Here is a 24,672-nt window from a genome sequence, read left to right as displayed (position 1 = left end):
TGACCCGTCTTTCGCAACAGTCGGTTATTTCTATACCATAAAATCGTACATTTTACAAATTTGTGTTTTTTTCGTTTCAAGATTGACGCTGTATTTTAACGAGGTTTTCTCTCGCAAATTCAATCGAAGGATCAAGGGCTAACGCGAGTTCATAATAGCGGATGGCTTTTTCCGGATCTCCCATATCACGATAATTTGAAGCAATATTGGCGTAATCGATAGCTGAGGCAGGGTTAAGCTGTACCACTTTTTTAAAACTATCGATTGCGAGCTCATATTCTTTCAACTTAAAGTGGCAGAAACCCACCAGGTTATAAATATCAGTTCGTTCTTTGTCGATTTTTTCTCCCTCTTTGAGCACCGTCAATGCCTTGCGGTATTCACCCATATCTTTTAAACAGAGCCCCAAATAGGAATAGATACTGACAAGATCCTGCGGTATGGGGTCAAGGTCGAGCGCCTGACGATAATATGTTATGGCAGCATCCAACTTTCCCAGGGAACGGTAACATGACCCGATATAAAACTTGATATAATATTTTCGGGGAAGCAACCGTTCGATTTTTAAAAGCTCATGCAAGGCTTCCTGGGGCGGCCTGCTTTCGGCCAAAAGCTTGGCGGAGAAGAGTCCCACGCTGGTTCCCAATGCCCGCTCCCTGAAATGGGCTCCGGGGATAATGGTGTAAAAGGCCGGAATTTCAAGCAAAGAATGCATGGTATCAACGACGATTACATCCATGCCTTTTGTTTTAAGGGCGGCGATACAGTTTTGGATTTCAACTTTGATGTTATTGTTGGAAAGGTCCGGCAGGTCGTTGATATTTATTATTTTTTTTTCATGGGTGATGTATTCGGCGTCTGTGAGGGTTTTGAACTTAGGAAGTCCGCTGGCCACGTAATTTGAGCTGCTGTTAAAATCACCGGCTAACTGGGCCACTTCAGTCAAGGCACGGCTTAAAGCCTTTTGAGGGCTCGGCGTTGTGCCAGCGGTCCATACAATTTCACTTTTTTGAGGATATGTCGAGAGATCATAGGCGAGGGCCCCCACGGTGGGGATTCCCATATCCAGCGAAAAATCTGAAAGATGGAGGGTTATCCCGTTGCGGTCATATTTTTCTAACATATTGCGGATCAGGGGGTCAGTTGCAGATTTCGGATCGATGATCGGAACCTGCAAACGATTTTGGCTGATTATCGAGGATACGTGCCGTTCAACGATTTCACAAACACCCTGGCTGATTGCTTCTTCGACACAATTGCCGGCACAAGGCCCATTAAACTCATTTATCATAAAAAACCAGTCAAACGGGATTAAAACTTCTTTTCCACGGGTCAGATTGAATCCTCTTGTCCATTTCAACGGCAGATTTTCAAAAATGGATCTGGTAACCATTCGTTCATCGGAGTCATCATGCACTGACTGCGCGACCATTTCGAAAGGGATAGCGCTTTCTGCAACATTAAGGTAAGTATCAATAATAAAATTTTTCGGATTTTTACAGAAGCTGAAGAAACTGAATCTTTCTGCCAGTTCCATTACCGCACTGGCTTCCGATTGCTGCGGGGTAGCACCCTTTCCCATCTGCTTCTTTGTTCCGGTTATCGATAGGGCATCCTTACCGCAAATACTAAAAAAAATCGGGATGTCCAGACGACCGTTGTCGATCCGGATGGTCTGCTCCAAGATATCAAGATTGCATAATTTAAGCTTTTCCTTAAACCGTTTGACCGTTTCTTCGGGCGGCAGGATTTTGTCCTGATCGATTGTGTATTGTTTAAAAGCGTCTTTAAGCTCGATGTTTTTTTTCATTCACGGCCTCCAATAACCTATGAATACATATTTTCTGATATTAATGAATGGCCGTCAGCATACCACAAAATAGTATAAAATGAACAGTTTTTAAGATGTTTTTTTCAATTTTTCTGACCGGTTTAATAACATGGGCCGGCTGTTAAAGAAATAGGCATCTGCGGTTTTTTGACAAAGAAAGGATGTTTTTATTCCACCTGTTTTGGAGTTTCGTGAAATTTTATGAAAATTTAGAATTTAGAATTGACCGAAGTCTATTATTTTGATAAACAAATTAATTTATATCGTGGGGATGTAGCTCAGTTGGGAGAGCGCGGCGTTCGCAACGCCGAGGTCAGGGGTTCGATCCCCCTCATCTCCACCATTTATTTAAACCCCTTTTGCTGGTATTATCGGTACTTAGGCCCATTGATATTATATAAAATCAAAACAATAGGTTATAATAAAAATGAAACGTTCTGCCGCAGTCGAACGAAAGACAAAAGAAACTGAAATTTCCCTTGAACTGAAAATAAATGGGTCGGGAACCCATAAAATATCCACCGGAATTCCCTTTTTTGACCACATGCTCACACTCTTTGCGGTTCATGGTTTTTTTGATCTTACAGTAAAAGCCAGGGGTGATTTGGAAGTTGATTCTCATCATACGGTTGAAGACGTGGGCCTGGTTTTAGGTGAGGCGCTTGATAAGGCATTAGGGGATCGCAAAGGAATCAAACGCTACGGGCATGCATCGACACCGATGGATGACGCGCTCACCAACGTGAGTATCGATTTGTCTAAAAGACCGTATCTGGTTTGTCATGTTTTGGACACCAAGGGGACGGGTGCGGTTTTTGGCATTACCCTTGCCAGAGAATTTTTCAGGGCTTTTGCCACGCGAAGCGGTATGAACTTACATATTAATGTTGTTTATGGTGAGAATGAACACCATATCATTGAATCCATGTTCAAATCGACCGCCCGGGCACTGGATCAGGCGACCGCGATTGATGACCGCTTGAAAGATGTCCGGTCTTCAAAAGGGGTCTTGTAATTGAATTAGAAAATATCCGTTCATACCGCTTCGGCTTTTTTCCCACTTTCTGCTCAGCGGGTGTTAACGGTTGAGGTGCTTTTAAGATTCAGATGTCCCTCCAAAATAAAAATCGAATACGATCCAAAGTTCAGGTTGTTGCCATTGTTTTTGTGAGCCTTTTTTGGGGTGCCTCTTGTTATAAACATACTGAAATTGTACAGAATACAGAACGGAGGCCATCGGACATACACCGCTTACTGGTGTTGCCGTTTCAGGACGTTTCAAACATCTATGGCGAGAACGTCGGCATCAGGTGTCAATTGTGCGGCAAAGTATATACAACCGGACAAGTAGCGCCGACAGCCACTCAATTCCTGACAAAACAGCTTAAAGAAATGTTAGGCCGGCTTAACAGCTTTAGACTGATTCCGACCTCCCAAGCCCAGGGCGTTATTTCGGGTCTATTGCGGCATAGTGAAAAAGAGCTGCCTGAAATAGATCTTTTTTTGAAAACAGGTCAAGCGCTCAACGCTGATGGGGTGTTGGTGGGTTATGTTTATCAATTTAGGGACCGCGATGGTTCCGACTATTCCGTTGATCTACCGGCAGCGGTCACTTTTCACATGGATATGATACAGGTAAAGGGCGGGCAGGTTGTCTGGAGCGGACACTTCAATGAAACCCAGCGATCGTTGAGCGAGGACCTTTTTCAGTTGGGAACTTTCATCAAGCGCAAAGGACGATGGATATCTGTCGAGGATTTGGCTGTTTACGGACTTGAACAAATATTAAAAACATTGCCCCAGTCATGATTGTAATTCCTGCAGTTGATATCAAGAACGGCAAATGTGTCCGGCTTTCCCAGGGCCGCATGGATGCGGAAACGATTTTTTCCGAAGACCCTGCCGCCATGGCAGAAAAATGGGAAAATGAAGGTGCGGAATTGATTCATGTGGTCGACCTTGACGGCGCCATTGAAAAAGAGCCGCAAAACCTTGCAACCATTAAGGCTATACTGGGGAGGGTTCATGTCCCCATTCAGGTGGGCGGCGGAATACGTACCATTGACACCGTCAAGATGTTTTTGGATATCGGTGTGAGACGTGTGATCATCGGAACGGAAGCAATCAAAAATCCAGAGATGGTCTCAGAGGCATGCCGGTTGTTTCCCGGCCGAATCGTCGTCGGAATTGATGCCCGCAACGGCCTTGTTGCAATTGAAGGATGGACCCACACCACCCAAGTTAAGGCTGTGGAGTTGGCAAGACAATTTGAAGATGTGGGTGTCGCTGCAATTAATTTTACCGATATTTACCGAGACGGTATGCAGACCGGTCCGAACATACCGGAGACCCAACGCTTGGCCGAAGCCATATCAATACCGGTCGTTGCCTCCGGTGGTGTTTCAGTTATTGAGGACATTATTCACCTGCTTCCGCTCGAGTCGGTCGGGGTTACAGGCGTGATAACCGGCAAGGCGCTCTATAGCGGCACGTTGGATCTTAGAAAGGCGATTGAACTCACAAGACCGAATCGTACCGGACCCATTGGATCTCATTGATTATTTTAATAAATTAGCTTGACAAAAATTATTTATGTTATTATATTTCCACTTTTAATAAAGCAATTTGTTTAAATTTAACTTTTATGGGGTTTTTCTGCTGACGCATTATATGCTTCGATGAGCCAAAGGGAAATATTAAAAGATTCAGAAAAACTTCATCCCTTTAAAATCCTACCACGTATTTTTGTCTTCCAAGTTCCTTATTTAGGGGAGGGCGCTCTGTTTGGCAATTTTTATCCCTGAAGATAAGCTTTCAGAAATAAAAAACGCAGCTGATATCGTTGATATTATTTCGGAAGAGGTGGTTTTAAAAAAAACGGGAAGAAATTTTTTGGGTTTATGCCCGTTTCATTCCGAGAAAACCCCTTCCTTTAGCGTCAGCCCGGACAAACAAATCTTCTACTGTTTTGGATGTGCTACGGGTGGAAATGTGTTCAGCTTTTTAATGAAACAGCATGGACTTTCCTTTCCGGAAGCAGCCAAAAATCTGGCGCAGCGCTACGGTATCGAGATATCAACCCAAACCCTGTCACCTGAACAAAAAAGAAGGTTAAATGAAAGGGACGCTATTTTATCTGCCAACAGAGCGGCGACGGAATATTTCCAAAAAACCCTGAACGATCATCCCGAAGCGAAAAAGGCTCGATCCTACCTGAATAAACGCCGGATATCCCAAGAGATTATTGAACGATTTCGTTTGGGGTATGCCCCAACGAGTTGGGAGGGGCTTGTCGGCCTATTTTCCAAAAAACGAATTCCACAAGCAGTAACCGTAAAAACCGGCCTCATCATTCCCAGAAAAAATAAAAACGGCTATTATGACCGTTTCAGGGGCCGGATTATGTTTCCGATTTTTGATATGAGCGCCCAAGTGATTGCCCTTGGCGGCCGCGTTATGGATGATTCCATGCCGAAATACATGAATTCGCCTGAAACACCTGTATATAGCAAAGGGCGATCGCTTTACGGTATTCACCTGGCCAGAAATCAATGTCGTGAAGCGAATTCGGTCTACATTGTGGAGGGTTATTTTGACTTATTGGCCTTGCATCAGCATGGCATCCAAAATACCGTTGCAACGCTTGGAACCGCCTTAACACCAGAGCATGTTCGCATTCTCAAAGGGTTTGTCGGAACAGAGGGAAGGGTCGTGCTGGTATATGATTCTGATGAGGCGGGTTTAAAGGCCGCTCTGCGAAGCATCGAAATATTTGACAAGGGCTATGTGAATGCGCAAATTCTTGTACTGCCTGCCGGCCACGATCCGGATAGTTATATTTTTGAATCAGGGGTAGAAGGCTTTGTTGCGGCTGCTGCCAGGGCAAAGGGTATATTGTCCTTTTTAATTGATTCGGCAGTCGCTAAACATGACCTGACGATCGACGGAAAGCTACGTATTATTGCAGAGCTACAAAGGCCCCTGGCAGCCATTCAGGACAGCGTCGATCGGTCTTTGTACGTCAAGGAACTTGCCGAGAGAATCGGTATTGATGAAGGGGCGATTCTGGAAAAAATAAAGGACAAAACCGAACCCGATAAAATTAAAAAAAGTTCGGAACATTCTTTTAACAAAGAGATGGTTTCGGCTCAAGCCCCATCAAAAAGAATCGAACAACGCGTCATTGCAATGATGCTTCAATTTCCGTCGATTCTGCCGGAGATTCGCGCGCGGGATCTGATTGAACGTTTCGATGATGATATTTTAAAATCGATAGGACGTACTATTTTAGAACTAAGCGGGCATCATAAAGTACAAGCATCTGAAATGATATCTTTAATTGATAAAAAGGAAAATGAATCCATCATCGCTTCGCTCGCAATGGAGGACATCGGCTGGGGTCAGGAGGGGGCTTTAAAGCTGATCCATCAGTTTGAAGCCGGCAAAAGTAGGCGGGGCCAGGGCGTGATTGACAAACAAATAAAGGCGGCTGAGGCTGAAGGAGACGTCGGACGGGTGAATCAGTTGCTGAAGAAAAAACACATTGTCGCAAAAAAATTAGTTAAATAAAATAGTTATTAAATTTAATGGAATATTCCGGTGTAGATAGGAGGCAATTATAAATGGTAAAAAAATCCGCAGCAAAACGGAAAAGCACTAAGAAAACAACTCAAAAGGTAGCGGCAAAAAAAACGGCAAAGCGGCGCACAACCGCCCAGAAAGTTACCGACAAAGGTAAAGCAAAAAAAGCCGCTTCCCCAAAAAAGGATGCCAAAATAGCAACAAAGGCCGCCGCCCGAAAGAAATCTGCACCTAAACGGAACAAGGCTTCGGTACCTCCCATCAGGCCGGTTACCACCGAATCCGTCGAACAGCCGCAAAAGGAGAAAAAAACCAGCAAACAAGCATTAAAGGAGTTGATTTCAAGGGGTAAACAGCAGGGATATCTCACCTATGATGAAATCAATGAAACCCTTCCGGATGATTTGCTTTCCTCGGACCAATTAGATGAAACGCTGATGATATTCGATGACCTTGATATAGAAATTTTATCTGAGGAAAAAAACAAGATTGAGGCCAGCACAGAGAAGATTAAGTCTACTGAAATTATCAAAGATGAAACCATCACGCCTGATTTCGGGACCGTTACCGACCCCGTAAAAATGTATTTGCGTGAAATGGGACTGGTCACGCTATTGAGCAGAGAGGGCGAAGTTGAGATAGCGAAAAAGATTGAAGCGGGTGAGCAGGAAGTGTTGAAAGCATTGCTTGATACAACTACCGGGTTGGAATGTATCCTTGATCTCGGTGATAAAATTGAAGCCGGGGCTCTTCGTCCAAAGCATGTATTAAGAGATGTGGATGAAGGCGATACTTTTGTGGATGAAGTGCTATTGATTGAAAAGTTTCTGAATACCCTTCGATCCATGAAAGAGATCGACCAGGAAAACAGATCCCTACGGGAAAAAATATTTTTCGCAAAAATCGATCCGGAAAAGTTGCGCAGAATCCGAAGAAGCATCACCCGGCGTAACGGCAAAATATTCCTTCTACTCAAAGATTGGCGGCTTGAAGGAGGGGTGATTGATGAGATCGAAAAATTGATTAGAGATCAGATAGACTGGTTTGATTCGATCAATAAGATGTTTTTGATGTGTGCGGATTCAGTCAACTCAAACGTAGGGGAACTGCGTGAGCAGCTACGGACCAAAACAAACTTTATGAAATGGGTGAAGGAACGCTGTGACCTGGATAGGACGGGTATGGCCTTGCTATATTCCGGGCTGAAAAAGATGCAGGGGCAGATAGCTGAAAAGGAACTGGCTATAAAAGCCAAGAACCGGACACTTAAAAGAATTATGGCCAATGTTGAGGAGGGGCGCGCACGAGCCAAGATAGCCAAAAGTGAATTGATTAAAGCGAATCTGCGGCTTGTTGTCAGCATCGCCAAAAAATATACCAACAGGGGCCTACAGTTTTTGGACTTGATTCAGGAAGGGAATATCGGTTTGATGAAAGCGGTCGATAAATTTGAGTACCGCCGGGGCTATAAATTCAGCACCTATGCGACCTGGTGGATTCGACAGGCCATTACGCGGGCGATAGCAGATCAGGCGCGTACCATTCGGATACCGGTTCATATGATTGAAACGATTAATAAACTCATCCGCACATCCAGATATCTGGTGCAAGAACTCGGCCGGGAACCTTCTCCCGAGGAGATAGCGGATAAGATGGAAATTCCCCTGGAGAAGGTCCGAAAGGTTCTTAAAATTGCCAGAGAACCTATTTCCCTTGAAACGCCCATTGGTGAGGAGGAAGACAGTCACCTGGGCGACTTTATTGAAGACAAAAAGTTTGTATTACCCTCAGATGCTGCCGTAAGCCTCAATCTGGCCGAGCAGACCCGCAAGGTTTTGGCGACGCTGACACCGCGTGAAGAAAAGGTCTTGAGAATGCGATTCGGAATTGGTGAAAAGGCGGATCATACCCTCGAAGAAGTCGGGCAGGATTTTGCAGTGACACGGGAACGAATCCGCCAGATAGAGGCGAAGGCTTTAAGAAAATTAAGACATCCGACGCGAAGCCGAAAACTGAAAAGCTTTATTGAAACCTGATACTTGACAAATTAGTCGGTTAAAGTTAGTACCTCAGACGCTTTTGAATCTTTTGGGCCCATAGCTCAGCTGGAAGAGCCACCGGCTCATAACCGGTCGGTCCCTGGTTCGAACCCAGGTGGGCCCATATTATTTAAAGAAAGAATTTAAAGATGCCGTTATAAGGCCTGAATCTTATGACCCTGTTTTTCTCTCTTGAGCATTTGAATCATTAAAGGCGTGGTTGGGATAAGGTACCGCGCCTTTTTTTTAAAATAACCTGCAACTACAAGCCCTGTTACTCATACTGTTGAAAAACCCTATGGCTTAGGCTGGAGACCATGGATCTACAGGTAAAAGACATCGTTGCCATGATGGAAACAATAGCGCCCGCCAACATGGCGGAAGCGTGGGACAATGTGGGGTTACAGGTTGGCGAAAGGAAATGGCCGGTTAAAAGTATCTGGATCGCTCTCGATCCCACCCCTGATGTTGTAACCCAGGCGTGTAAAAAAGGGGCCGACCTTTTGATTACCCATCATCCCTTGATATTCAAGCCGCTGAAATCAATTGATACGGGTACGCCCATCGGCAAAATCATTGAAATGGCGATGCACCATCAAATGGCTATATTTGCGGCCCATACCAATCTTGATAGCGCTGCCAAGGGGTTAAACGAACAATTTGCTGTTCGGATCGGTCTGAAAAATCTCAAAGTGCTCCACAAACAGATTCGAGATGATTTCGTCAAACTGGTTTTTTTTATTCCCCTGAATGATGAGAAAAAAGTCCTGTCGGCACTTTTTGAAACACAGGCAGGCCGAATCGGTGACTACACCAGCTGTTCATTCAGGGTGCAGGGCAAAGGGACTTTCAAACCAGGGCCCTCGGCCAACCCTTTTTCAGGTAAAAGGGGAGAAATTTCCCATGTGGAGGAAATTCGAATTGAAACGGTGTTGCAACGGGACGACATCCATGCTGTTTTAGAACATATTAAGGCTTGCCATTCATATGAAACGATGGCGTATGATATCTATCCGCTCCATATGAATGAAATCAACCAGGGGATAGGAAGAATCGGTGATCTGGAAAAAACCATGAAGCTGTTCGCCCTTGCTGAAAAGATTAAGCAGATACTCGAAATTGAATCCGTCAGAATTGTGGGGCGACCCAAATATAATGTTAAACGTGTGGCGGTGTCCACCGGAAGTGGTTCCGGACTTATAGACAGTTTCTTGTTGTCCGGGGCGGATGTTTTTATCAGCGGAGACCTGCGCTATCATGATGCCAGGGCGGTTGAAGCTGCCGGACTTGCTTTAATCGATATCGGACATTTTGCTTCAGAGCGGATTGTTATCGATATGCTTGCCGAGCGGCTCCGAGAAATTTTAAACAAAAATCGATTGGGTGTTAAATTACATAAATCTAAGATTGAAAAAGACCCCTTTGTCCTTTTATAGCAGGCGTAGACAAGAGACTTATCCGGGAATCTAAGGCTATTTTGCGGGACAGGCCATATCGGCCGAAACTTTGACAATTCCAAAGAGGACCTGCTCTGGGTGAAAATATGACGGAAAAGCTAAAAACCTTGGTAGATTTGCAGCGAGTTGAATCAGAGGTTGCATCTATAAAATCAAAATTAAATAATGTTGCCAACTCTATTGAGGGGCTCGACGCCAGAGTCCTTGATAGAGAAAAGGGGTATCAGGAAATCCAAACTCAGTTGGATGTACTTCAGAAACAATATCGCCTGCTTGAATCGGATATTCAGATGACTCAAACACGGGCAAAGAAAAGCCGGGAAAAGCTGGGATCCGTAAAGAACAATAAGGAATATCAGTCTATTCTTAAAGAAATTGAAGATATGCAGCTAAAGAATTCTATTGTTGAAGATCAAATGATCGCTATTCTGGAAAAGATTGAAACAATTGAGCAGGCGATTCATACAAAAAAATCCGAAATAGAAATAATAAAAGCTCAGGTTGATATCGAGAAAAAAACGATACAGCAGGACATGATCCGGAACCAACAGATACTTGCCCGGCTTGAAACGGACATCGAGAACATTTCCCGACGGGTTGAACCGGAATTGCTAAAAAAATACAGATTGGTAAAAGGTCAAACCCGGGGTGTTGCAATTGCGGCGGTTCAAAACGGGGTCTGCCAGGGGTGCAATTTGAATATTCCCTCTCAGATGTATAATGAACTCCAGCGATATGATACGCTGACCATGTGCCCTCATTGCCAACGAATGATTTATTGGTCGGAAACTGAATAACAGCCTTAAAACACGGTGAGAAAATACCTTTTGTAATGTTGGTAATCCCGTATTATAATGTAGAAGTCATTTCAAAACCCCATCTGAGGCCTGATAGGGGCGTTGTCCCGCAATGGGCGGGACGCCCTGCCCTCAGACCTGATCTGAGGTTTTGAAATGACTTCTAAGTAAATAGTTACCATTTACGGCCAAAGCGGACTAAACGATCGCTGGATTGAACTTGTTGATCCGGAGGAAAGTCCGAACGCCACAGGGCAGGGTGCTCCATAACGTGGAGTCGCGGTAACGTGAAGGAAAGTGCAACAGAAAGTATACCGCCCTGCAATGGGTTCTGAATTTCAGAAATCACTGCAGGGTAAGGGTGAAACGGTGTGGTAAGAGCGCACCAGTTCCTCGGGTGACCGGGGAAGCTTTGTAAACCCCACCCGGCGCAAGACCAAATAGAGGAGTGCTTGAGGATGGCCCGTCCGAGCTCCAGGGTTGGTTGCAAGAGGTGCTTGGCAACAAGCATCCTTAGATGAATGATCGTTACCCGTTTACGGGGCAACCTGAAACGGGAACAGGATTCGGCTTACGGGCCGCTTTGGCCGTTTTTCAATTATTGAAGAAAAACTGATAAAAAACATGAAGGTTCAAAAATCATTTTGTGATTATTCCTTTACTGAAAAGGTAAGACATTTCTCTTACGATTATTTAAGATCCTGTAATTACATTGCAAGCTTTGATGTGTCCCGCTATGTTTTTACAAAAAAACTCTATTCTAGGCTGATTTCCAGCTCGCAGCTGTTGGAAGATTTCCTCGATTTTCACGGAGCCAAAAACAATAAGAACTGGTATTTTTACCGGGAGATGACGGCCGCCGTCAGACACCTGAGCTTGGGGTGCTATTCACAAAAACATATTTCAAATCGACTCGCCTCTTATGGACTTGATGATGTTGAGGATTTTAAATCCCATGGGTATGCGACGCTTGATTTTCTGGCCGGATGTCTTATTCAAATAGCGCCGGTTATTTTGGAAGAAGCCCTTCGGCTGCAGATACCGTTTCCCCAGGAGAGTTTCGAGCCGGCGGATTTCCCCGGAATTGCCACCAGCGAAATGCTTGATTTCGATATCAATGATGAGGCGCCGGATCAGCATAAGAAAGAAATCGTTAAAATTGCCAGTGAGTTGCTGGGTATTACTGCAAATTTTGAACAATTAGGATTTTACGAACCCTATGATTTTTCCGAAATCCTGACCATTGTTCCTCAAAAAATAAACGAAGTTGAAATCAGGCGGTTTGAGATGCTGGTGCACAACCTGCAGTCTTCATTTGATACGTATGTTATCCATGGGGGGTATCGCTACGGAGATAGAAAACTGAAGCAGCTTCGTGGATATATTTCGGTAATATTTCACCTTTTACAAATGACCGGCCGACTTCTTCACTTTTATGAGCGCCACCTGCATGAGGCCGGTTATAAGGACACTTATAAAAAGGTACAGGAACGCTTAGCGGCCCTGATAAATCCGGAGATTCTGCTTGATCGGACGATTAATTACGGACTTTACTATATATGCCACTTTCTGACAAGCGGCAAAGAACTGGCCCGTGAGATATTAAATGAAAATATCGAGAGATCCGCCATTACGGTTAAAGTTCCTGTTAAGCTCGGCTTTCACAGCCGCCCGAGCCTGATGGTTGCCAAAATTGTCCAACATTTCGGCGGACAGGTTGAATTGATTGTAAGGGGAGACCGGTTTGACGCCAGCAGTGTCTTAGACATCCAATGGGCCGGCGGTAAAATTCTAAAGGAAAATCTTTCCGAAGTTGTTTTTGAGGGCGACACCCGTGCCTTAAAAGATATTGCAATCCTTGCCGGCGTAAATTACGGAGAGGATACGATGGGCAAAGGCGTACCCCTTCCGAATGAATTGAAATATCTGCGATAATATCTCTAAACCAGACGGCCCTCACAGGGAATTTTCTTGCTATGGTTTCTGCAATCATTGTTGCGGCCGGTCAAGGCGTCCGCATGGGAGATTCCATTCCCAAACAGTATCTCAGGCTGGGGGATCATCCGATTCTGGCCTATTCCTTGATGGCATTCAGTCTTTGCAGTTCTATTTACAAGCTTTATCTGGTTGTTCCGGAGCCGGATATTGATTATTGTCGCCATAAAGTTGTACTGCCGCTAAAACTTAGCATTGACATTCAACTGGTGCCGGGCGGATCCCAACGTCAGCTTTCGGTTTATAACGGACTCCGCAAAATCGAGGACAAAGAAGGTATCGTGGTGATTCACGATGGTGTCCGGCCCTTTGTGAAGCCCGATTACATACAAATGTGCATACAAGGCGCAAGGGAAATAGGCGCTTGTATCTTAGCTGTTCCCGTTGCGGATACTTTAAAAAAAGTAAATGGATCCGGTTTAATCTGCAGCACCATTGAAAGGAAAGGGGTATGGCAGGCGCAGACACCCCAGGCTTTCGCGTATGATTTACTAACCCGGGCACATGAAAAAGCAAGGGTTGATGGTTTTATCGCATCCGACGATGCATTACTGGTGGAACGTTTGGGTAATAAGGTGAAGATTGTGACGGGGAACAGGAATAACCTTAAAATCACCACCCCCGAGGATCTGCAAATCGCCCAGGCGATGCTTGCGCTATTAAAATAAAAGATTAATTTAGGGCCTTGTTTAGAAGCCATTTCAAAACCCTGACGGAACATATTTTTGACAATACTTTTAAAGTGATACCTATGATGGGGGAGAATTGCGATGACAATTAAGTCTGATAATAAGTCAAATTTAACAGATTCAGCCGAACAGGAATTCTTGAATCAATTAACAAAAACATTCAAGCAGTTGCCGAACGATATCCCCCTTTTTATGTTTACGGAGAAGGGGCGGGATGATATTTTCTGTCAGACAAACAGGCAGACCATTCGGGCTTTCCGGGAGTTGTCACCCAAAATAACATTCAGGGAGTATAATTTGGATCACGAACTGGCCAAAAAATGGAAAGTGGTCCATTCGCCGACGCTCCTGATTGCTCCGGGAAGTTACGACATTCGCTGGCTCGGTGCGCCGATGGGTGAAGAAGGGAGAACTTTTCTGGAAACATTGATTCTCGTCGGCCTTGGAAAAAGTAATTTGAGCGAGCAATCACAAAATACAATCAAAAAAATAGATTCATATAGAAGGGTAAAAGTTTTTGTAAGTGCCACCTGCCCTTACTGCCCCCAGCAGGCGCTTAATGCGGTCAGGGCTGCCATAGAGAAGCCGGAATACATTTCTCTTGAGCTGGTCGACATCCAGTCCCGTCCGGACCTGGCGGATCAATATTCGGCCCATAGTGTTCCCCAAGCCTTTGCCAACGATGTCTTGATCGGGCAGGGCGCCCAGCTGGAGGAAGTGTTTATCCTATCGCTTCTGAAAATGGAGCCACAAACAGTTTTTATTCCGGATAGTGATGCTGAACTTGTGGAGACCGACCTGTTGATTGTGGGTGGCGGGCCGGCTGGACTGACGGCGGGTATATATGCCGTTAGGAGCGGATTAAAGACCGCTGTGGTGGAACGCGGCGTCCTCGGCGGCCAGGTTGCGACAACACCGGTTGTGGAAAATTACCCGGGCTTTAACCAGGTTGGGGGTAAAACCCTGGTGGATATCATGGTGAGTCATGCCCTTGAATATGTTCAAATTTTTCCAGGTGAAGAAATTATGGAGATTAAGCCCGGCAATCCGATTCAGGCTGTTTCCACCCGGCGGGAATTTCGCTCCAAAGCAGTGTTGCTGGCGACAGGGGCCAGTTACAAGCACTTGGGGATTCCCGGTGAGCGGCGGCTGGCCGGCAGGGGGGTGAGTTACTGCAGCACCTGTGACGGGCCTTTGTTCAGAGGCAAAGAGGTCGTTATGGTGGGGGGGGAAATAGTGCCGTTACAGAGGCCCTCCACCTTCATCATCTGGGGATATCCGTTAAGTTGATTCATCGGCGTGATGCATTAAGGGCGCAAGAATATCTGGTAAAAAATCTGACGGATAATCAAATTCCGGTCTTATGGGACACGGAGGTTACGGAAATAAAAGGAAAAGAACGGGTTGAAGAAGTCTTGCTGATCAACAATAAAACCCAAAAAACATCAACATTAAAAATTGACGGTGTATTTATTGCGATTGGTTACATGCCGGCCGTAGACTTGGCGAATAAGATAGGAGTGGAATTGACCGGTGACGGCTATATTCAGCATGACGCCCATCACCGCACCAACATCCCGGGTATCTATTCGGCAGGTGATGTCGAGGGCGGATATAAACAGATTGTCACGGCCGCAGGTCAGGGGTCAGGGGCGGCCCTGAGTATATTTGAGGACCTGATGAATCCCTATTGGCTGCGCAAAAAATAGACCCTAACGTTGCAACGATAGGGTAGGGCGGTCATCTACTCTAATAGTTTTATGGCATTGGATCTTTCGGAAATTCCTTTTGAAATGACCAGTTTTTTTCCTGCTTTTATCCCGGCATTCAATACCGTTTCATCTTGGTTATAGATATTACGGCGGCGTGTTACGGTATGAGGATATTTATAGTCTACGAACGCTCTAAGCTGTGGGTCTTGTTTTGCCACCAGTGCTGTTTGATCGTTGTGGGCTGAAATATTTTTATCTTTTGCCGTAAGTTTGGATCGGAATCCTTCAATGATGCCGACGGCAAAGTCGGTCCGGCGATAACGATTCAGACCTTTATCAAAATTGTATGACTCCCACTGGGAATGAATATAATTTTTGACAAAGTCATATACGTAGCTGGCGATTCTGATATTCTGGGGTGTGCCGCTGATTTCGAGCGCATGTCCCATCCTACCCTTATCCAGCACGTAAGTTGACACCCAGAGACCATGGACAAAGTAAAAATCCTGCAGCAAATGGGCCAGATGATATTCTTCACGGCGGTGACGCAGAGCGGACTTGCCGGCAAATACACTGGTATAGTTTCTGTTGGTATCCTCTTTGAAGAGGTTTATGTTGTATTTTGCAATCAGGTCATGTGCTTTTAACATGGCGGATTCGGATTCGTGCGGATTACAACTCTGGGCGAGGGATAAAAGCTTTTTGATTCGTTGGACAATCTTATCGTTCGTATCCGTGGCTTCATTGGCAAGCCTCTCCCGGAGCGGTTTTGAATGTCCCGATGCCTCCGGGTTGGCACGAAGCCTCCGGCAGGCTTGCTGAAATGCATGGCCGTGGGGGCGTTCGGTATGGGCGCCCAGCACCTGCTCGGCATACTGGTGAGCGATTTCATGCAGGAGCACTTCACGGACAGAGTCCCAACCATGATTCAGAACAAGATCCCGGCTTAAACACAATTCCTTTTGTTGGCCCGACCAGTAACCCCATTTACTCTTTAAATCCCGGATGCTGATTAAGGGCTTTTGGAGCAGCCCGCGTTCATCGGGCTCCAATACCCAAAGCGCAATTTCCCATTCGCAAACGAGGCCGTGGATGATAAGATGCTCGAGTTTTTCCTGAATCCGGATATTTAAATCATGGACCATCAACAACACGATGAGTGCTTCTTTAAAACTTTACCGGCAGCCTGCTTATTAAAGCTTCTATAGGGAGGATCATTCTTGTAAGGCGACAACATAGGCAAAAACGCTTTCGCAAAGCTCCTGAGCTTATTGGTTTAATATATTTTCAAAAGAGATCTGAGCCGGCTGAGTTCGTTTTTGAGATGACCAAGCAAATTTTCATTTTTCAGCGTATCCTTAATTTCACTTATAGCGGCCGATCTTTCCGGATGCGGGTAATCCGCCAATATCAAATGGACTTCCCTGAGTTCCCGCCGGATATCATTCAATAAATTTATATCTATAAAAGGCCTCTCCGCTGTTGTCAATAAAACATCAGGGTGTTTCCGGGTTTTTTTCAGTAGATGCGCCTGATAGGATTCACAAGACGATTGCCATCGGCAACTGTCGCAGACAGCGACATGTTTTTTCTGCTGTCCCTTTCGTCGGGTACAGGTGATATAAATGGATGTATCCGGTTGATCCATGATTGATATTAAAATTATATTCAGTTGCTGTCGATTGTCTGTTTGTTTTCAATTTAGACTTGTGTTAGTGATTAATACAAAAAATTTAGATAGTTTCAATATAAGGGAAACGGATTTCACCCTTTATCGGGGTATAGATACGAAAAAATTTGATTGATGGAAAATATCGGAGTTTTTAGGCCGAAGACAAAAATGGCGGAAGTGCATGGGAATCGAACCCACCCGGGACGGTTTTAGCGCCCCACACCGGATTTGAAGTCCGGGAGCCCCACCAGTGAGCTGTGCACTTCCGATGTAATATTTTGATATAATAAATTATTATTTTTCTTTGTCAATAGAATACTATGGTACGGACAAGTGTTCTGTTGGCCTGCAAGGGAGTCTCTGTATGATAAATAAAGACCGGTTGGCAGAAACCTTCAAACGTTTGGTTGGAATCGATAGTGTTTCAAAAAATGAAGGTGGGATTGCAAAAACACTCAGAGAAATACTGGAATCAATGGGGGCTGAGGTTTTCAGTGACAATGCCGGAAGCAAAACAGGGAGTAACACGGGAAATCTCATCGCAAAAATAAGCGGAAATGTGGATGCGCCGCCGCTTTTGCTGAATGCACATATGGATACGGTCGACCCGGGCAAGGGTGTCCGGGCGGTTTTAAAAAATGGAACGTTTACAAGCGATGGGACCACTATCCTGGGGGCGGATGACAAAAGTGCGATTGCGATATTGCTTGAGGCCATAAAAGTCATCAAGGAAAAGGGCCTGCCCCATGGACCGTTGGAAGTGGTATTGACCATTTGTGAGGAAATCGGTCTGCAGGGGGCGAAAAATCTTGATTATAAATTGATTTCAGCATCTTATGGATTTGCACTGGATGCAACCGACACAGAGGGCATTATCACACGAGCACCCTCCGCAAATCGCTTGGAGTTTAAAATCCATGGCAAAGATGCCCATGCCGGTGCAGCCCCTGAAAAAGGGATCAACGCCATCTGGCTGGCCGGCAAGGCAATTGCCGGGCTCCAAATCGGCCGGATCGACCGGGAGACAACCTGTAATATCGGCGTCATTGAAGGCGGCACGGCGATCAATATCGTCCCGAAACTGGTGACGGTAAAAGGAGAAGTCAGAAGTCACGACGAGGAAAAGCTAAGGTCGGTTACCGACAAGATTGTATCCTCCTTCCGGACAGCCGTTGCCGAATATAAGCCGTCGAATGACGAGGGTGCGCCCCGCCTGGAAGTTAGTGTTAAGCATGATTTTTCCCGCACCCAAATTCCTGACGATCATCCCGTCGTGGTTTTGTCCCGGAAAGCCAGTCAGATCCTCGGCAGAAAGATGATAACCAAGAGCACCGGAGGCGGTGCGGATGCAAACATTTTCTTTGAAAAGGGGATTGTGACCGGCGTGCTGGGTACCGGGATGCGGGATATGCACACGGTGAGGGAATCCATAAAACTGACGGATATGATTCAAACGACTGAACTGATAATAGAAATCATAAAGCTTCATGCCGCAGGAGAAAACAAATAATATGCGGGCCTATTTTGACTGTTTCTCCGGGATCAGCGGAGACATGACGTTGGGCGCCTTTGTTGATCTGGGTGTGCCGGTTCAATGGCTTGTGGATGAACTCAAAAAAATTCCGCTATCCGGCTTTGAACTTTCGGCCACGGAGGTTTCTGTTCATGGAATTTCAGCAAAGAGGGTCAACGTCGATGTTCTGAAGGAATCCGGTTCGAGAAATTACAGCCAGATCCAGTCAATGATTCTCAGCAGCCCTTTTTCACAAAGCGTAAAGGATCGGAGCGGTGATATTTTCGATCGGCTTGCGACGGCTGAGGCCGGGATCCACAATTGCCCCAATGATAGCGTCCATTTTCACGAAGTGGGGGGTGTTGATGCGATTGTCGATATTGTCGGCACGGCACTTTGTCTGGAATTCTTAGGTATTGAAACAATAGAAGTTTCAAAAATCCCTTTGGGGAGCGGATTTGTTAAATGTCGGCACGGCACATTGCCGGTGCCGGCGCCGGCTACGCTTGCAATTCTCAAGGGTGTGCCGGTTTACGGCACGGAAATACCCTTTGAACTGGTGACACCGACCGGCGCAGCCATTGTGGCGGCCTTATCCCGTTCTTTTGGGAAAATGAAAAATATGGTGGTTCAAAAAGTCGGATACGGCGCCGGAACTTACCAGTTGGAATCGACGCCCAACCTGTTAAGGATCATCCTCGGCCAGGAACCGATAGACCCGGAGGAGGTGCAATCCAAATTCGAATCAGACACGATTTTGGTGATCGAAACCGGCATTGACGATATGAATCCGGAAGTTCTGGGATACACCATGGAACGACTGTTTGCCAAGGGCGCTTTAGATGTCTGCCTGTTTCCAGTCTACATGAAAAAAAACAGACCGGGAACGATGCTGCAGGTTCTGTGTCATGAAGATCGGAAAGATGAAATTGTGGGGTGCATTTTGGCGGAAACCACTTCCCTGGGCGTCCGTTATTATGCATCCCATCGGCAGAAACTAAAACGCGAGAAGATTCTGGTGGAAACATCCTTTGGGCCGGTTCAGGTTAAAAAAATAAAGGATCCGTCCGGTGGCGTTCGGATCGTACCGGAGTTTGAGGTTTGTAAGAAAATTGCGTTGGAAAGACATATCCCATTACAACGCGTATATGAAACGATCATAAAGGAAACCTTGCTGAAGTAATTATTTCCATAGGCGCAAACGGGGTGTCGTTGTATGGGCAGTTTGGCGATTTGGGACCGGATCCCAATCAAAGGTTCACGCAGCCGGGAGCTTGAAGCGGCGTAATCGAAACCGGATCTATCCAGGACCATTACGGTTCTCAACAAGACCTTGACAAATATCCTGCTTGATTATAGAGACGGGCCATGAATTTACGGGAAAAAGGGGTTCTGTTCCTATCTTCGGGCGGTTACTTGGGTAACATTCCATTTGCGCCAGGGACATTCGGCTCTCTTTTGGGGCTTCCCTTATGCTTTCTATTGTCAAAAGTAAATTTGTGGGTTTCGTTTCTGTTTATCGTGATATTTGTGGCATTGGCGGTATGGGTTTGCAGCAAGGCGCAGAGACTCATTCAGGAAAAGGACCCGGGCTGTATTGTCATTGATGAAATTTCCGGGATGGTGCTGTCTTTAGCGGGGATACCGTTTAATCCGATATCGGCTGCGGCCGGGTTTATTGTTTTCAGGTTGCTGGATATTTTTAAGCCGTTCCCCATCCGGGCTATTGAAAAAAAAATTTCAGGCGGCATGGGTATCGTTCTGGATGATGTTGCTGCGGGGATCATCTCCAATATGATATTACGGGTTGTTTTTTTCTTATCAGACACAAATTAGGATTTTCCATTTTATAAAAGGTGTTTATAGGATGCAAAGTGCCGGGAAAGGGATACAGGAAAGCAGTTTGAAATCAAACGATTCTTCCGAAAAAGCACTCGGAACAAAAATAAAAAGCGGACTTAGAGAAAACATTGAAGCCATTGCCGTAGCCGTGGTTCTGGCACTGTTTATACGTACTTTCGTTGTCCAGGCATTTAAGATTCCCTCGGGATCCATGAAGCCCACCCTATTGATCGGCGACCACATTTTGGTGAACAAGTTTATTTACGGCATTAAAATCCCCTTCTGGGACAAGGTTGTTATTCCCATAAAAAAGCCGGAGCGGAGCGATATTGTTGTTTTTAAGTTTCCGGAAGATCCCTCAAAGGATTTTATCAAGCGCGTGGTCGGTATTGCCGGGGATGTGATTGAAATTCGCAATAAACAGCTCTATGTCAACCATAAACGCATGGAACCCTATTTCGGCGTCTACCTTGATTCAGCAGTCATTTCCGGCAGTTTACAACCAAGGGACAATTTCGGTCCGGTTACGGTCCCGGCAGCGTCTCTCTTTGTCATGGGAGACAACCGGGACCACAGTTATGACAGTCGGTTCTGGGGGTTTGTTCGATTGGACGCCTTAAAGGGAAAGGCCTTTATCATCTACTGGTCATGGGATAAGGATAATTTTGGCGTCAGGTGGAGCAGGCTGGGCGACCTGTTGAAGTAAATTCAGACGGCTGTGACAGAACAGGGGCAACCGGGCACCGATTAAGCCATTAAGCAGCGGCGGGACTTAAATCAGAGACCCTGACAAAGCGTCTACAACTTGGAATGAACAGGTGAATCATGCCGTTTGAAAAAAAAGATATTCTGGACATGGAATCGCTGTCGGTTGAGGACATCACCATGATTCTGGACACTGCCGACAGGATGAAGGAGATTTCAACGCGGCCCATAAAAAAGGTCCCCACCCTGAGGGGCAAGACCGTCGTGCTTTTTTTTTATGAAGCGAGTACGCGTACCCGCACGTCCTTTGATATTGCCGCCAAGCGCCTGAGTGCCGACAGCCTGTCCATATCCGCCAGCACCAGCAGCATGGTTAAGGGAGAAACGCTCATCGATACGGCAAAAAATCTCGAAGCCATGAATCCCGACGTGATCGTACTCCGGCATACCGCTGCCGGCGCGCCTCATATGCTGGCGCGTTTGTTAAAATCCTCGGTTATTAACGCGGGCGACGGCATGCATGCACACCCTACCCAGGCCCTGCTGGACCTCATGACGATCAGAGAAAAAAAAGGCAGTATTTCAGGTCTTCGCATCGCCATTATCGGAGACATAGCTCACAGCAGGGTGGCGCGGTCAAACAGCATCGGAATGAGAAAGATGGGCGCCGATGTTGTGGTCGCCGGTCCCCCCACCATGATCCCAAAAGGCATCGAGACCCTGGGCGTTTCAGTTACCTATGATATTCATGAGGCCATCAGCGGGGCGGATGTGATTATGATGCTGCGCATCCAGAAAGAGCGCCAAAAAAATTATTTGTTTCCATCGGAAAAAGAATATGCCCGGGTTTATGGCCTTAACGTTGAAAAACTCAAAGCAGCCAAAGACAATGTGCTGATCATGCACCCCGGGCCGGTTAACCGCGGGGTTGAAATTTCCCCGGCGGTTGCCGACGGCCCCTATTCCATCATACTTGATCAAGTGACAAACGGCGTGGCGGTTCGCATGGCTCTTTTATACCTTGTGGCAGGAGGTGCGCGTAATGTTGACGCTGATTAAAGGGGGGAGGGTTGTTGATCCGGGGAATCTGGACGGGGTCATGGACCTGCTCGTTTCGGACGGAAAGATCATAGAAATCCGGAAAAAAGGAGAAAAGAAAGGTTCTTCCCCGGCTGACGGCGACCATGCATTCCTAAATGGGGAAAAATTGCCCATCGATCAGGTGTTTGATGCCACAGGTAAAATCGTAATGCCGGGGCTTATGGACATGCATGTTCATCTGCGCGAGCCCGGTTATGAATATAAAGAAACCATAGAAACCGGATGCAGGGCGGCTGCCCATGGCGGGTTTGCATCCATTTGTGCCATGCCGGACACTAACCCCGTCAACGACAACCGGCAGGTTGCCGAATTTATTCTAAAGAAGGCTGCCGCCCTGGATATGGTTAAGGTATATCCCTTTGCGGCTTTAAGCAGGGGGTTAAATGGAGATATCCTAAATGAATACGGTGAGTTAAAACAAGCAGGGGTGATCGCTCTGACGGACAATCGTCCGATCAGGAATAGCCAATTCATGCGCCGCGCGCTGGAATATGCCAAAGGGTTCGGGTTGCTGGTTATTTCCCACTGTGAAGATCCGGACTTGTCGGCCGGGGGGGTTATGAACGAGGGGGCAATCGCGACGCAATTGGGGCTTTCGGGAATACCCAATGCGGCAGAATGTGTCGGCGTCATGCGGGATATCGCCCTGTGCGAACTCACCGATAGCCGTCTGCATATCGCTCACGTCAGCACAAAAGAATCGGTGCGGGCGATTCAGGCTGCCAAAGGCAGGGGGGTTAAAATAACCGCTGCCACCGCACCCCAGTACTATACCCTTAGCGATAATGCCGTTATCGGTTATAACACCCACACCAAAATGAACCCCCCATTGCGTTCCCGCGATGATGTTCAAGCCATTGCCCAGGGACTCGCCGACGGAACGATAGATGTGATTGCATCCGATCACGCCCCGCATTCTTCCATTGAAAAAGAGGTGGAATTCGATCTGGCCGCAGACGGTATCGTCGGTCTTGAAACATCCGTTCCCCTCGCCCTGAGACTGGTTGAACAGGGAACCCTTTCGCTGGCAGGCCTTGTAGCCAAAATGGCCACGAATCCGGCAAGGATACTCGGCCTTGAGAGCGGCATCAGAATCGGTGCGCCGGCAGATATCACGGTCATTGATCTGGAAAAAAAATATACGGTTAATTCAAACAACTTTCAGTCGCTCGGGCGCAATACCCCCTTTGAAAACCGGCAGATGCAGGGGCGAGCGGTTTTAACCATGGTTGGCGGAAAAGTTGTTTATAAACACCTAAATTAAAAGGCCGATACCATCATGTCCCCCAATGCACATATTCTGGTTGTAGATGATGAACTGAGCATGCGGGAGTTTCTCGAAGTGTTGCTGCAACGTCAGGGCTATCAGGTTACGTGCGCCGAAAACGGCCGCAAAGCGGTTTCACTTCTGGCGACAACGGATTTTGATCTGTTGCTTTGTGATATCAGGCTCGGCGACATCACCGGTCTGGATGTTTTAAGGGCTGCCAAGAAAAAAAACCCGAATACGGTTGTGATCATGATTTCCGCGTATGCCACAACTGAAACAGCGGTTGAAGCCATGAACGAGGGCGCTTATGACTATGTGCCCAAACCCTTTGATAAGGATGAACTTGTCCAAACCCTCGCCAATGCGTTGGCGGTGAAGACGCTGGCCCTTGAAAAGGAGATTTTAGACGGTGAACTAAAAAAGACCATCCATTTCGGGAAGATCGTGGGAAACAGCCCCGGAATGATACGCATCTTTGATATGATCAAACAGGTCGCCGGGACAAACACCAATATCATGATTACCGGGGAGAGCGGAACCGGTAAAGAGTTGATTGCAGGCGCCATCCACGAACAGAGCGACCGCCACGACAAACCCTTTATCGTCATCAACTGCGGCGGCATTCCCGAGTCGTTGATGGAAAGCGAGCTGTTCGGCCACAAAAAAGGCGCATTTACCGGCGCTACCCAGGACAAGAAAGGCCTTTTTGAAATTGCCGACAAAGGGACGGTCTTTCTCGATGAAATTGGAGAAATCAGTCTCAATATCCAGGTAAAGCTGCTTCGGGTTATTCAGGAAAGGGTATTTAAACCCGTGGGAAGCAATGATAATGTTACCGTCGATATCCGGATCATTTCGGCAACCAACAAAAAGCTGGAAGAAGAGGTCATCAATCGACGCTTCAGGGAAGATCTTTTTTATCGCCTGAATGTCATTGAAGTTAAGGTCCCACCATTAAGAGAGCGAAAGGGCGATCTCCGGGCGCTTATCCAGCATTTTCTGGAAAAATATTCGGTTAGAATGGGAAAAGAGATTACCAAAATTTCATCTTATGCCATTGACCTGTTGAACAAATACGATTTTCCCGGAAACATTCGCGAGCTTGAAAACCTGATCGAGCGCAGCGTGGCCCTGACCAGCACGAACATTATCCTGCCCGACAGCCTGGCCCTTTCATTTCATAAGCGAAGATGGATCGAAGGCGCTAAAAACAGGCGCTTTGATCTGGATGAGGTTGCACACGGCGTTTCACTGGATACGATTCTTTCAGAAATTGAGACGGCATACATTGAAAAAGCCTTGGAAGCAGGCGCCGGCAATAAGCAAAAGGCGGCTGAATTGCTGGGTATCAGTTACCGGTCCTTGAGGCACCGTTTCAACAAGCTTGGATTTCAGGATGATAATTAAGGTGGATTTTATATTATTTGACAAATCTTGTCATCTAATGACAAAATTTGTCATTTGCTCA

Annotated in this window: 20 protein-coding genes, 3 tRNA genes and 1 other RNA gene; 21 read left to right on the top strand and 3 right to left on the bottom strand. The window is 46.3% G+C overall.

Annotation, left to right across the window (positions count from 1 at the left end):
• Window positions 1–76: 76 nt before the first annotated feature.
• Complete coding sequence (locus P1P89_07455; GenBank protein MDF1591332.1) at window positions 77–1,810, bottom strand: YcaO-like family protein; 1,734 nt, start codon at window positions 1,808–1,810, stop codon at window positions 77–79.
• A gap of 288 nt (window positions 1,811–2,098) precedes the next feature.
• On the opposite strand from P1P89_07455, the gene P1P89_07450 reads away from it, so the two are divergent.
• The 14 genes from P1P89_07450 (at window position 2,099) to P1P89_07385 (ending at window position 15,098) form a co-directional block, all read left to right on the top strand.
• Window positions 2,099–2,174: transfer RNA gene (locus tag P1P89_07450), tRNA-Ala, on the top strand.
• An 84-nt stretch (window positions 2,175–2,258) separates the two neighbouring features.
• Window positions 2,259–2,846 (top strand): imidazoleglycerol-phosphate dehydratase HisB, encoded by a 588-nt coding sequence (gene hisB, locus P1P89_07445; GenBank protein ID MDF1591331.1) that lies wholly within the window; start codon window positions 2,259–2,261, stop codon window positions 2,844–2,846.
• Between the two features lie 242 nt (window positions 2,847–3,088).
• Complete coding sequence (locus tag P1P89_07440) at window positions 3,089–3,640, top strand: hypothetical protein (protein ID MDF1591330.1); 552 nt, start codon at window positions 3,089–3,091, stop codon at window positions 3,638–3,640.
• Entirely contained in the window at window positions 3,637–4,389 is a 753-nt protein-coding gene (hisA, locus tag P1P89_07435; GenBank protein ID MDF1591329.1) for a 1-(5-phosphoribosyl)-5-[(5-phosphoribosylamino)methylideneamino]imidazole-4-carboxamide isomerase, read from the top strand. Before P1P89_07440 ends, hisA begins: the two co-directional genes overlap by 4 nt.
• Window positions 4,390–4,615: 226 nt before the next feature.
• Window positions 4,616–6,400 (top strand): DNA primase, encoded by a 1,785-nt coding sequence (gene dnaG / locus P1P89_07430; GenBank protein ID MDF1591328.1) that lies wholly within the window; start codon window positions 4,616–4,618, stop codon window positions 6,398–6,400.
• A 53-nt stretch (window positions 6,401–6,453) separates the two neighbouring features.
• The gene (rpoD, locus tag P1P89_07425) at window positions 6,454–8,448 is read left to right on the top strand and encodes an RNA polymerase sigma factor RpoD (protein ID MDF1591327.1); all 1,995 of its coding nucleotides are present in this window, start codon (window positions 6,454–6,456) and stop codon (window positions 8,446–8,448) included.
• A 54-nt stretch (window positions 8,449–8,502) separates the two neighbouring features.
• A tRNA-Ile gene (locus tag P1P89_07420) sits at window positions 8,503–8,575 on the top strand.
• A 193-nt stretch (window positions 8,576–8,768) separates the two neighbouring features.
• Complete coding sequence (locus P1P89_07415) at window positions 8,769–9,887, top strand: Nif3-like dinuclear metal center hexameric protein (protein MDF1591326.1); 1,119 nt, start codon at window positions 8,769–8,771, stop codon at window positions 9,885–9,887.
• A gap of 107 nt (window positions 9,888–9,994) precedes the next feature.
• On the top strand, window positions 9,995–10,705 hold the full coding sequence (locus tag P1P89_07410) for a C4-type zinc ribbon domain-containing protein (protein MDF1591325.1): 711 nt from the start codon (window positions 9,995–9,997) through the stop codon (window positions 10,703–10,705).
• Window positions 10,706–10,894: 189 nt separating this feature from the next.
• Window positions 10,895–11,295, top strand: an RNA gene (gene rnpB, locus P1P89_07405) — RNase P RNA component class A.
• 34 nt (window positions 11,296–11,329) lie between these two features.
• The gene (locus P1P89_07400) at window positions 11,330–12,640 is read left to right on the top strand and encodes an HPr family phosphocarrier protein (GenBank protein MDF1591324.1); all 1,311 of its coding nucleotides are present in this window, start codon (window positions 11,330–11,332) and stop codon (window positions 12,638–12,640) included.
• A gap of 41 nt (window positions 12,641–12,681) precedes the next feature.
• Window positions 12,682–13,368 carry a 2-C-methyl-D-erythritol 4-phosphate cytidylyltransferase gene (gene ispD, locus P1P89_07395; GenBank protein MDF1591323.1) on the top strand — a complete coding sequence of 229 codons (687 nt, stop codon included), beginning with the start codon at window positions 12,682–12,684 and terminating at the stop codon, window positions 13,366–13,368.
• A gap of 102 nt (window positions 13,369–13,470) precedes the next feature.
• Window positions 13,471–14,679, top strand: a complete 1,209-nt coding sequence (locus P1P89_07390; protein ID MDF1591322.1) for an FAD-dependent oxidoreductase — start codon at window positions 13,471–13,473, stop codon at window positions 14,677–14,679.
• The gene (locus tag P1P89_07385) at window positions 14,664–15,098 is read left to right on the top strand and encodes an FAD-dependent oxidoreductase (protein MDF1591321.1); all 435 of its coding nucleotides are present in this window, start codon (window positions 14,664–14,666) and stop codon (window positions 15,096–15,098) included. The genes P1P89_07390 and P1P89_07385 overlap by 16 nt, the downstream gene beginning before the upstream one ends.
• 35 nt (window positions 15,099–15,133) lie before the next feature.
• On the opposite strand, the gene P1P89_07380 is transcribed toward P1P89_07385, so the two are convergent.
• Together P1P89_07380 and P1P89_07375 are read right to left on the bottom strand one after the other, a co-directional pair.
• Window positions 15,134–16,246 carry a DUF2786 domain-containing protein gene (locus tag P1P89_07380; protein MDF1591320.1) on the bottom strand — a complete coding sequence of 371 codons (1,113 nt, stop codon included), beginning with the start codon at window positions 16,244–16,246 and terminating at the stop codon, window positions 15,134–15,136.
• A 696-nt stretch (window positions 16,247–16,942) separates the two neighbouring features.
• Window positions 16,943–17,040, bottom strand: a tRNA-Sec gene (locus P1P89_07375).
• A 97-nt stretch (window positions 17,041–17,137) separates the two neighbouring features.
• Between P1P89_07375 and P1P89_07370 the strand changes: the two genes are divergently transcribed.
• The 7 genes from P1P89_07370 to P1P89_07340 all read left to right on the top strand — a co-directional run bounded on the left by P1P89_07370 (window position 17,138) and on the right by P1P89_07340 (window position 24,611).
• On the top strand, window positions 17,138–18,283 hold the full coding sequence (locus P1P89_07370) for a M20/M25/M40 family metallo-hydrolase (GenBank protein MDF1591319.1): 1,146 nt from the start codon (window positions 17,138–17,140) through the stop codon (window positions 18,281–18,283).
• Between the two features lies 1 nt (window position 18,284).
• Window positions 18,285–19,469 carry a nickel pincer cofactor biosynthesis protein LarC gene (gene larC, locus P1P89_07365; GenBank protein ID MDF1591318.1) on the top strand — a complete coding sequence of 395 codons (1,185 nt, stop codon included), beginning with the start codon at window positions 18,285–18,287 and terminating at the stop codon, window positions 19,467–19,469.
• 185 nt (window positions 19,470–19,654) lie between these two features.
• Window positions 19,655–20,122: a phosphatidylglycerophosphatase A gene (locus P1P89_07360; protein MDF1591317.1), complete on the top strand. Its 468-nt coding sequence runs from the start codon at window positions 19,655–19,657 to the stop codon at window positions 20,120–20,122.
• Window positions 20,123–20,189: 67 nt separating this feature from the next.
• Window positions 20,190–20,834, top strand: coding sequence for a signal peptidase I (gene lepB, locus P1P89_07355; protein MDF1591316.1), 645 nt, complete (start codon window positions 20,190–20,192; stop codon window positions 20,832–20,834).
• Between the two features lie 119 nt (window positions 20,835–20,953).
• The gene (locus P1P89_07350; protein MDF1591315.1) at window positions 20,954–21,892 is read left to right on the top strand and encodes an aspartate carbamoyltransferase catalytic subunit; all 939 of its coding nucleotides are present in this window, start codon (window positions 20,954–20,956) and stop codon (window positions 21,890–21,892) included.
• On the top strand, window positions 21,876–23,198 hold the full coding sequence (locus P1P89_07345) for a dihydroorotase (GenBank protein ID MDF1591314.1): 1,323 nt from the start codon (window positions 21,876–21,878) through the stop codon (window positions 23,196–23,198). The genes P1P89_07350 and P1P89_07345 overlap by 17 nt, the downstream gene beginning before the upstream one ends.
• A 15-nt stretch (window positions 23,199–23,213) precedes the next feature.
• Window positions 23,214–24,611, top strand: coding sequence for a sigma-54 dependent transcriptional regulator (locus tag P1P89_07340; protein ID MDF1591313.1), 1,398 nt, complete (start codon window positions 23,214–23,216; stop codon window positions 24,609–24,611).
• Window positions 24,612–24,672 lie beyond the last annotated feature (61 nt).

This window comes from Desulfobacterales bacterium, assembly GCA_029211065.1.
Taxonomy (GTDB): Bacteria; Desulfobacterota; Desulfobacteria; order Desulfobacterales; family JARGFK01; genus JARGFK01.
This window is presented reverse-complemented; position numbering and strand designations above follow the sequence as displayed.

Excerpts from the sequence above, each read along its gene's own strand:
- P1P89_07455 (MDF1591332.1), bottom strand. The coding sequence starts at position 1,810 with ATGAAAAAAAACATCGAGCTTAAAGACGCTTTTAAACAATACACAATC.
- hisB (MDF1591331.1), top strand. The coding sequence starts at position 2,259 with ATGAAACGTTCTGCCGCAGTCGAACGAAAGACAAAAGAAACTGAAATT.
- hisA (MDF1591329.1), top strand. The coding sequence starts at position 3,637 with ATGATTGTAATTCCTGCAGTTGATATCAAGAACGGCAAATGTGTCCGG.
- rpoD (MDF1591327.1), top strand. The coding sequence starts at position 6,454 with ATGGTAAAAAAATCCGCAGCAAAACGGAAAAGCACTAAGAAAACAACT.
- P1P89_07415 (MDF1591326.1), top strand. The coding sequence starts at position 8,769 with ATGGATCTACAGGTAAAAGACATCGTTGCCATGATGGAAACAATAGCG.
- P1P89_07410 (MDF1591325.1), top strand. The coding sequence starts at position 9,995 with ATGACGGAAAAGCTAAAAACCTTGGTAGATTTGCAGCGAGTTGAATCA.
- P1P89_07400 (MDF1591324.1), top strand. The coding sequence starts at position 11,330 with ATGAAGGTTCAAAAATCATTTTGTGATTATTCCTTTACTGAAAAGGTA.
- ispD (MDF1591323.1), top strand. The coding sequence starts at position 12,682 with ATGGTTTCTGCAATCATTGTTGCGGCCGGTCAAGGCGTCCGCATGGGA.
- P1P89_07390 (MDF1591322.1), top strand. The coding sequence starts at position 13,471 with ATGACAATTAAGTCTGATAATAAGTCAAATTTAACAGATTCAGCCGAA.
- P1P89_07380 (MDF1591320.1), bottom strand. The coding sequence starts at position 16,246 with ATGGTCCATGATTTAAATATCCGGATTCAGGAAAAACTCGAGCATCTT.
- P1P89_07370 (MDF1591319.1), top strand. The coding sequence starts at position 17,138 with ATGATAAATAAAGACCGGTTGGCAGAAACCTTCAAACGTTTGGTTGGA.
- larC (MDF1591318.1), top strand. The coding sequence starts at position 18,285 with ATGCGGGCCTATTTTGACTGTTTCTCCGGGATCAGCGGAGACATGACG.
- P1P89_07360 (MDF1591317.1), top strand. The coding sequence starts at position 19,655 with ATGAATTTACGGGAAAAAGGGGTTCTGTTCCTATCTTCGGGCGGTTAC.
- P1P89_07350 (MDF1591315.1), top strand. The coding sequence starts at position 20,954 with ATGCCGTTTGAAAAAAAAGATATTCTGGACATGGAATCGCTGTCGGTT.
- P1P89_07345 (MDF1591314.1), top strand. The coding sequence starts at position 21,876 with ATGTTGACGCTGATTAAAGGGGGGAGGGTTGTTGATCCGGGGAATCTG.
- P1P89_07340 (MDF1591313.1), top strand. The coding sequence starts at position 23,214 with ATGTCCCCCAATGCACATATTCTGGTTGTAGATGATGAACTGAGCATG.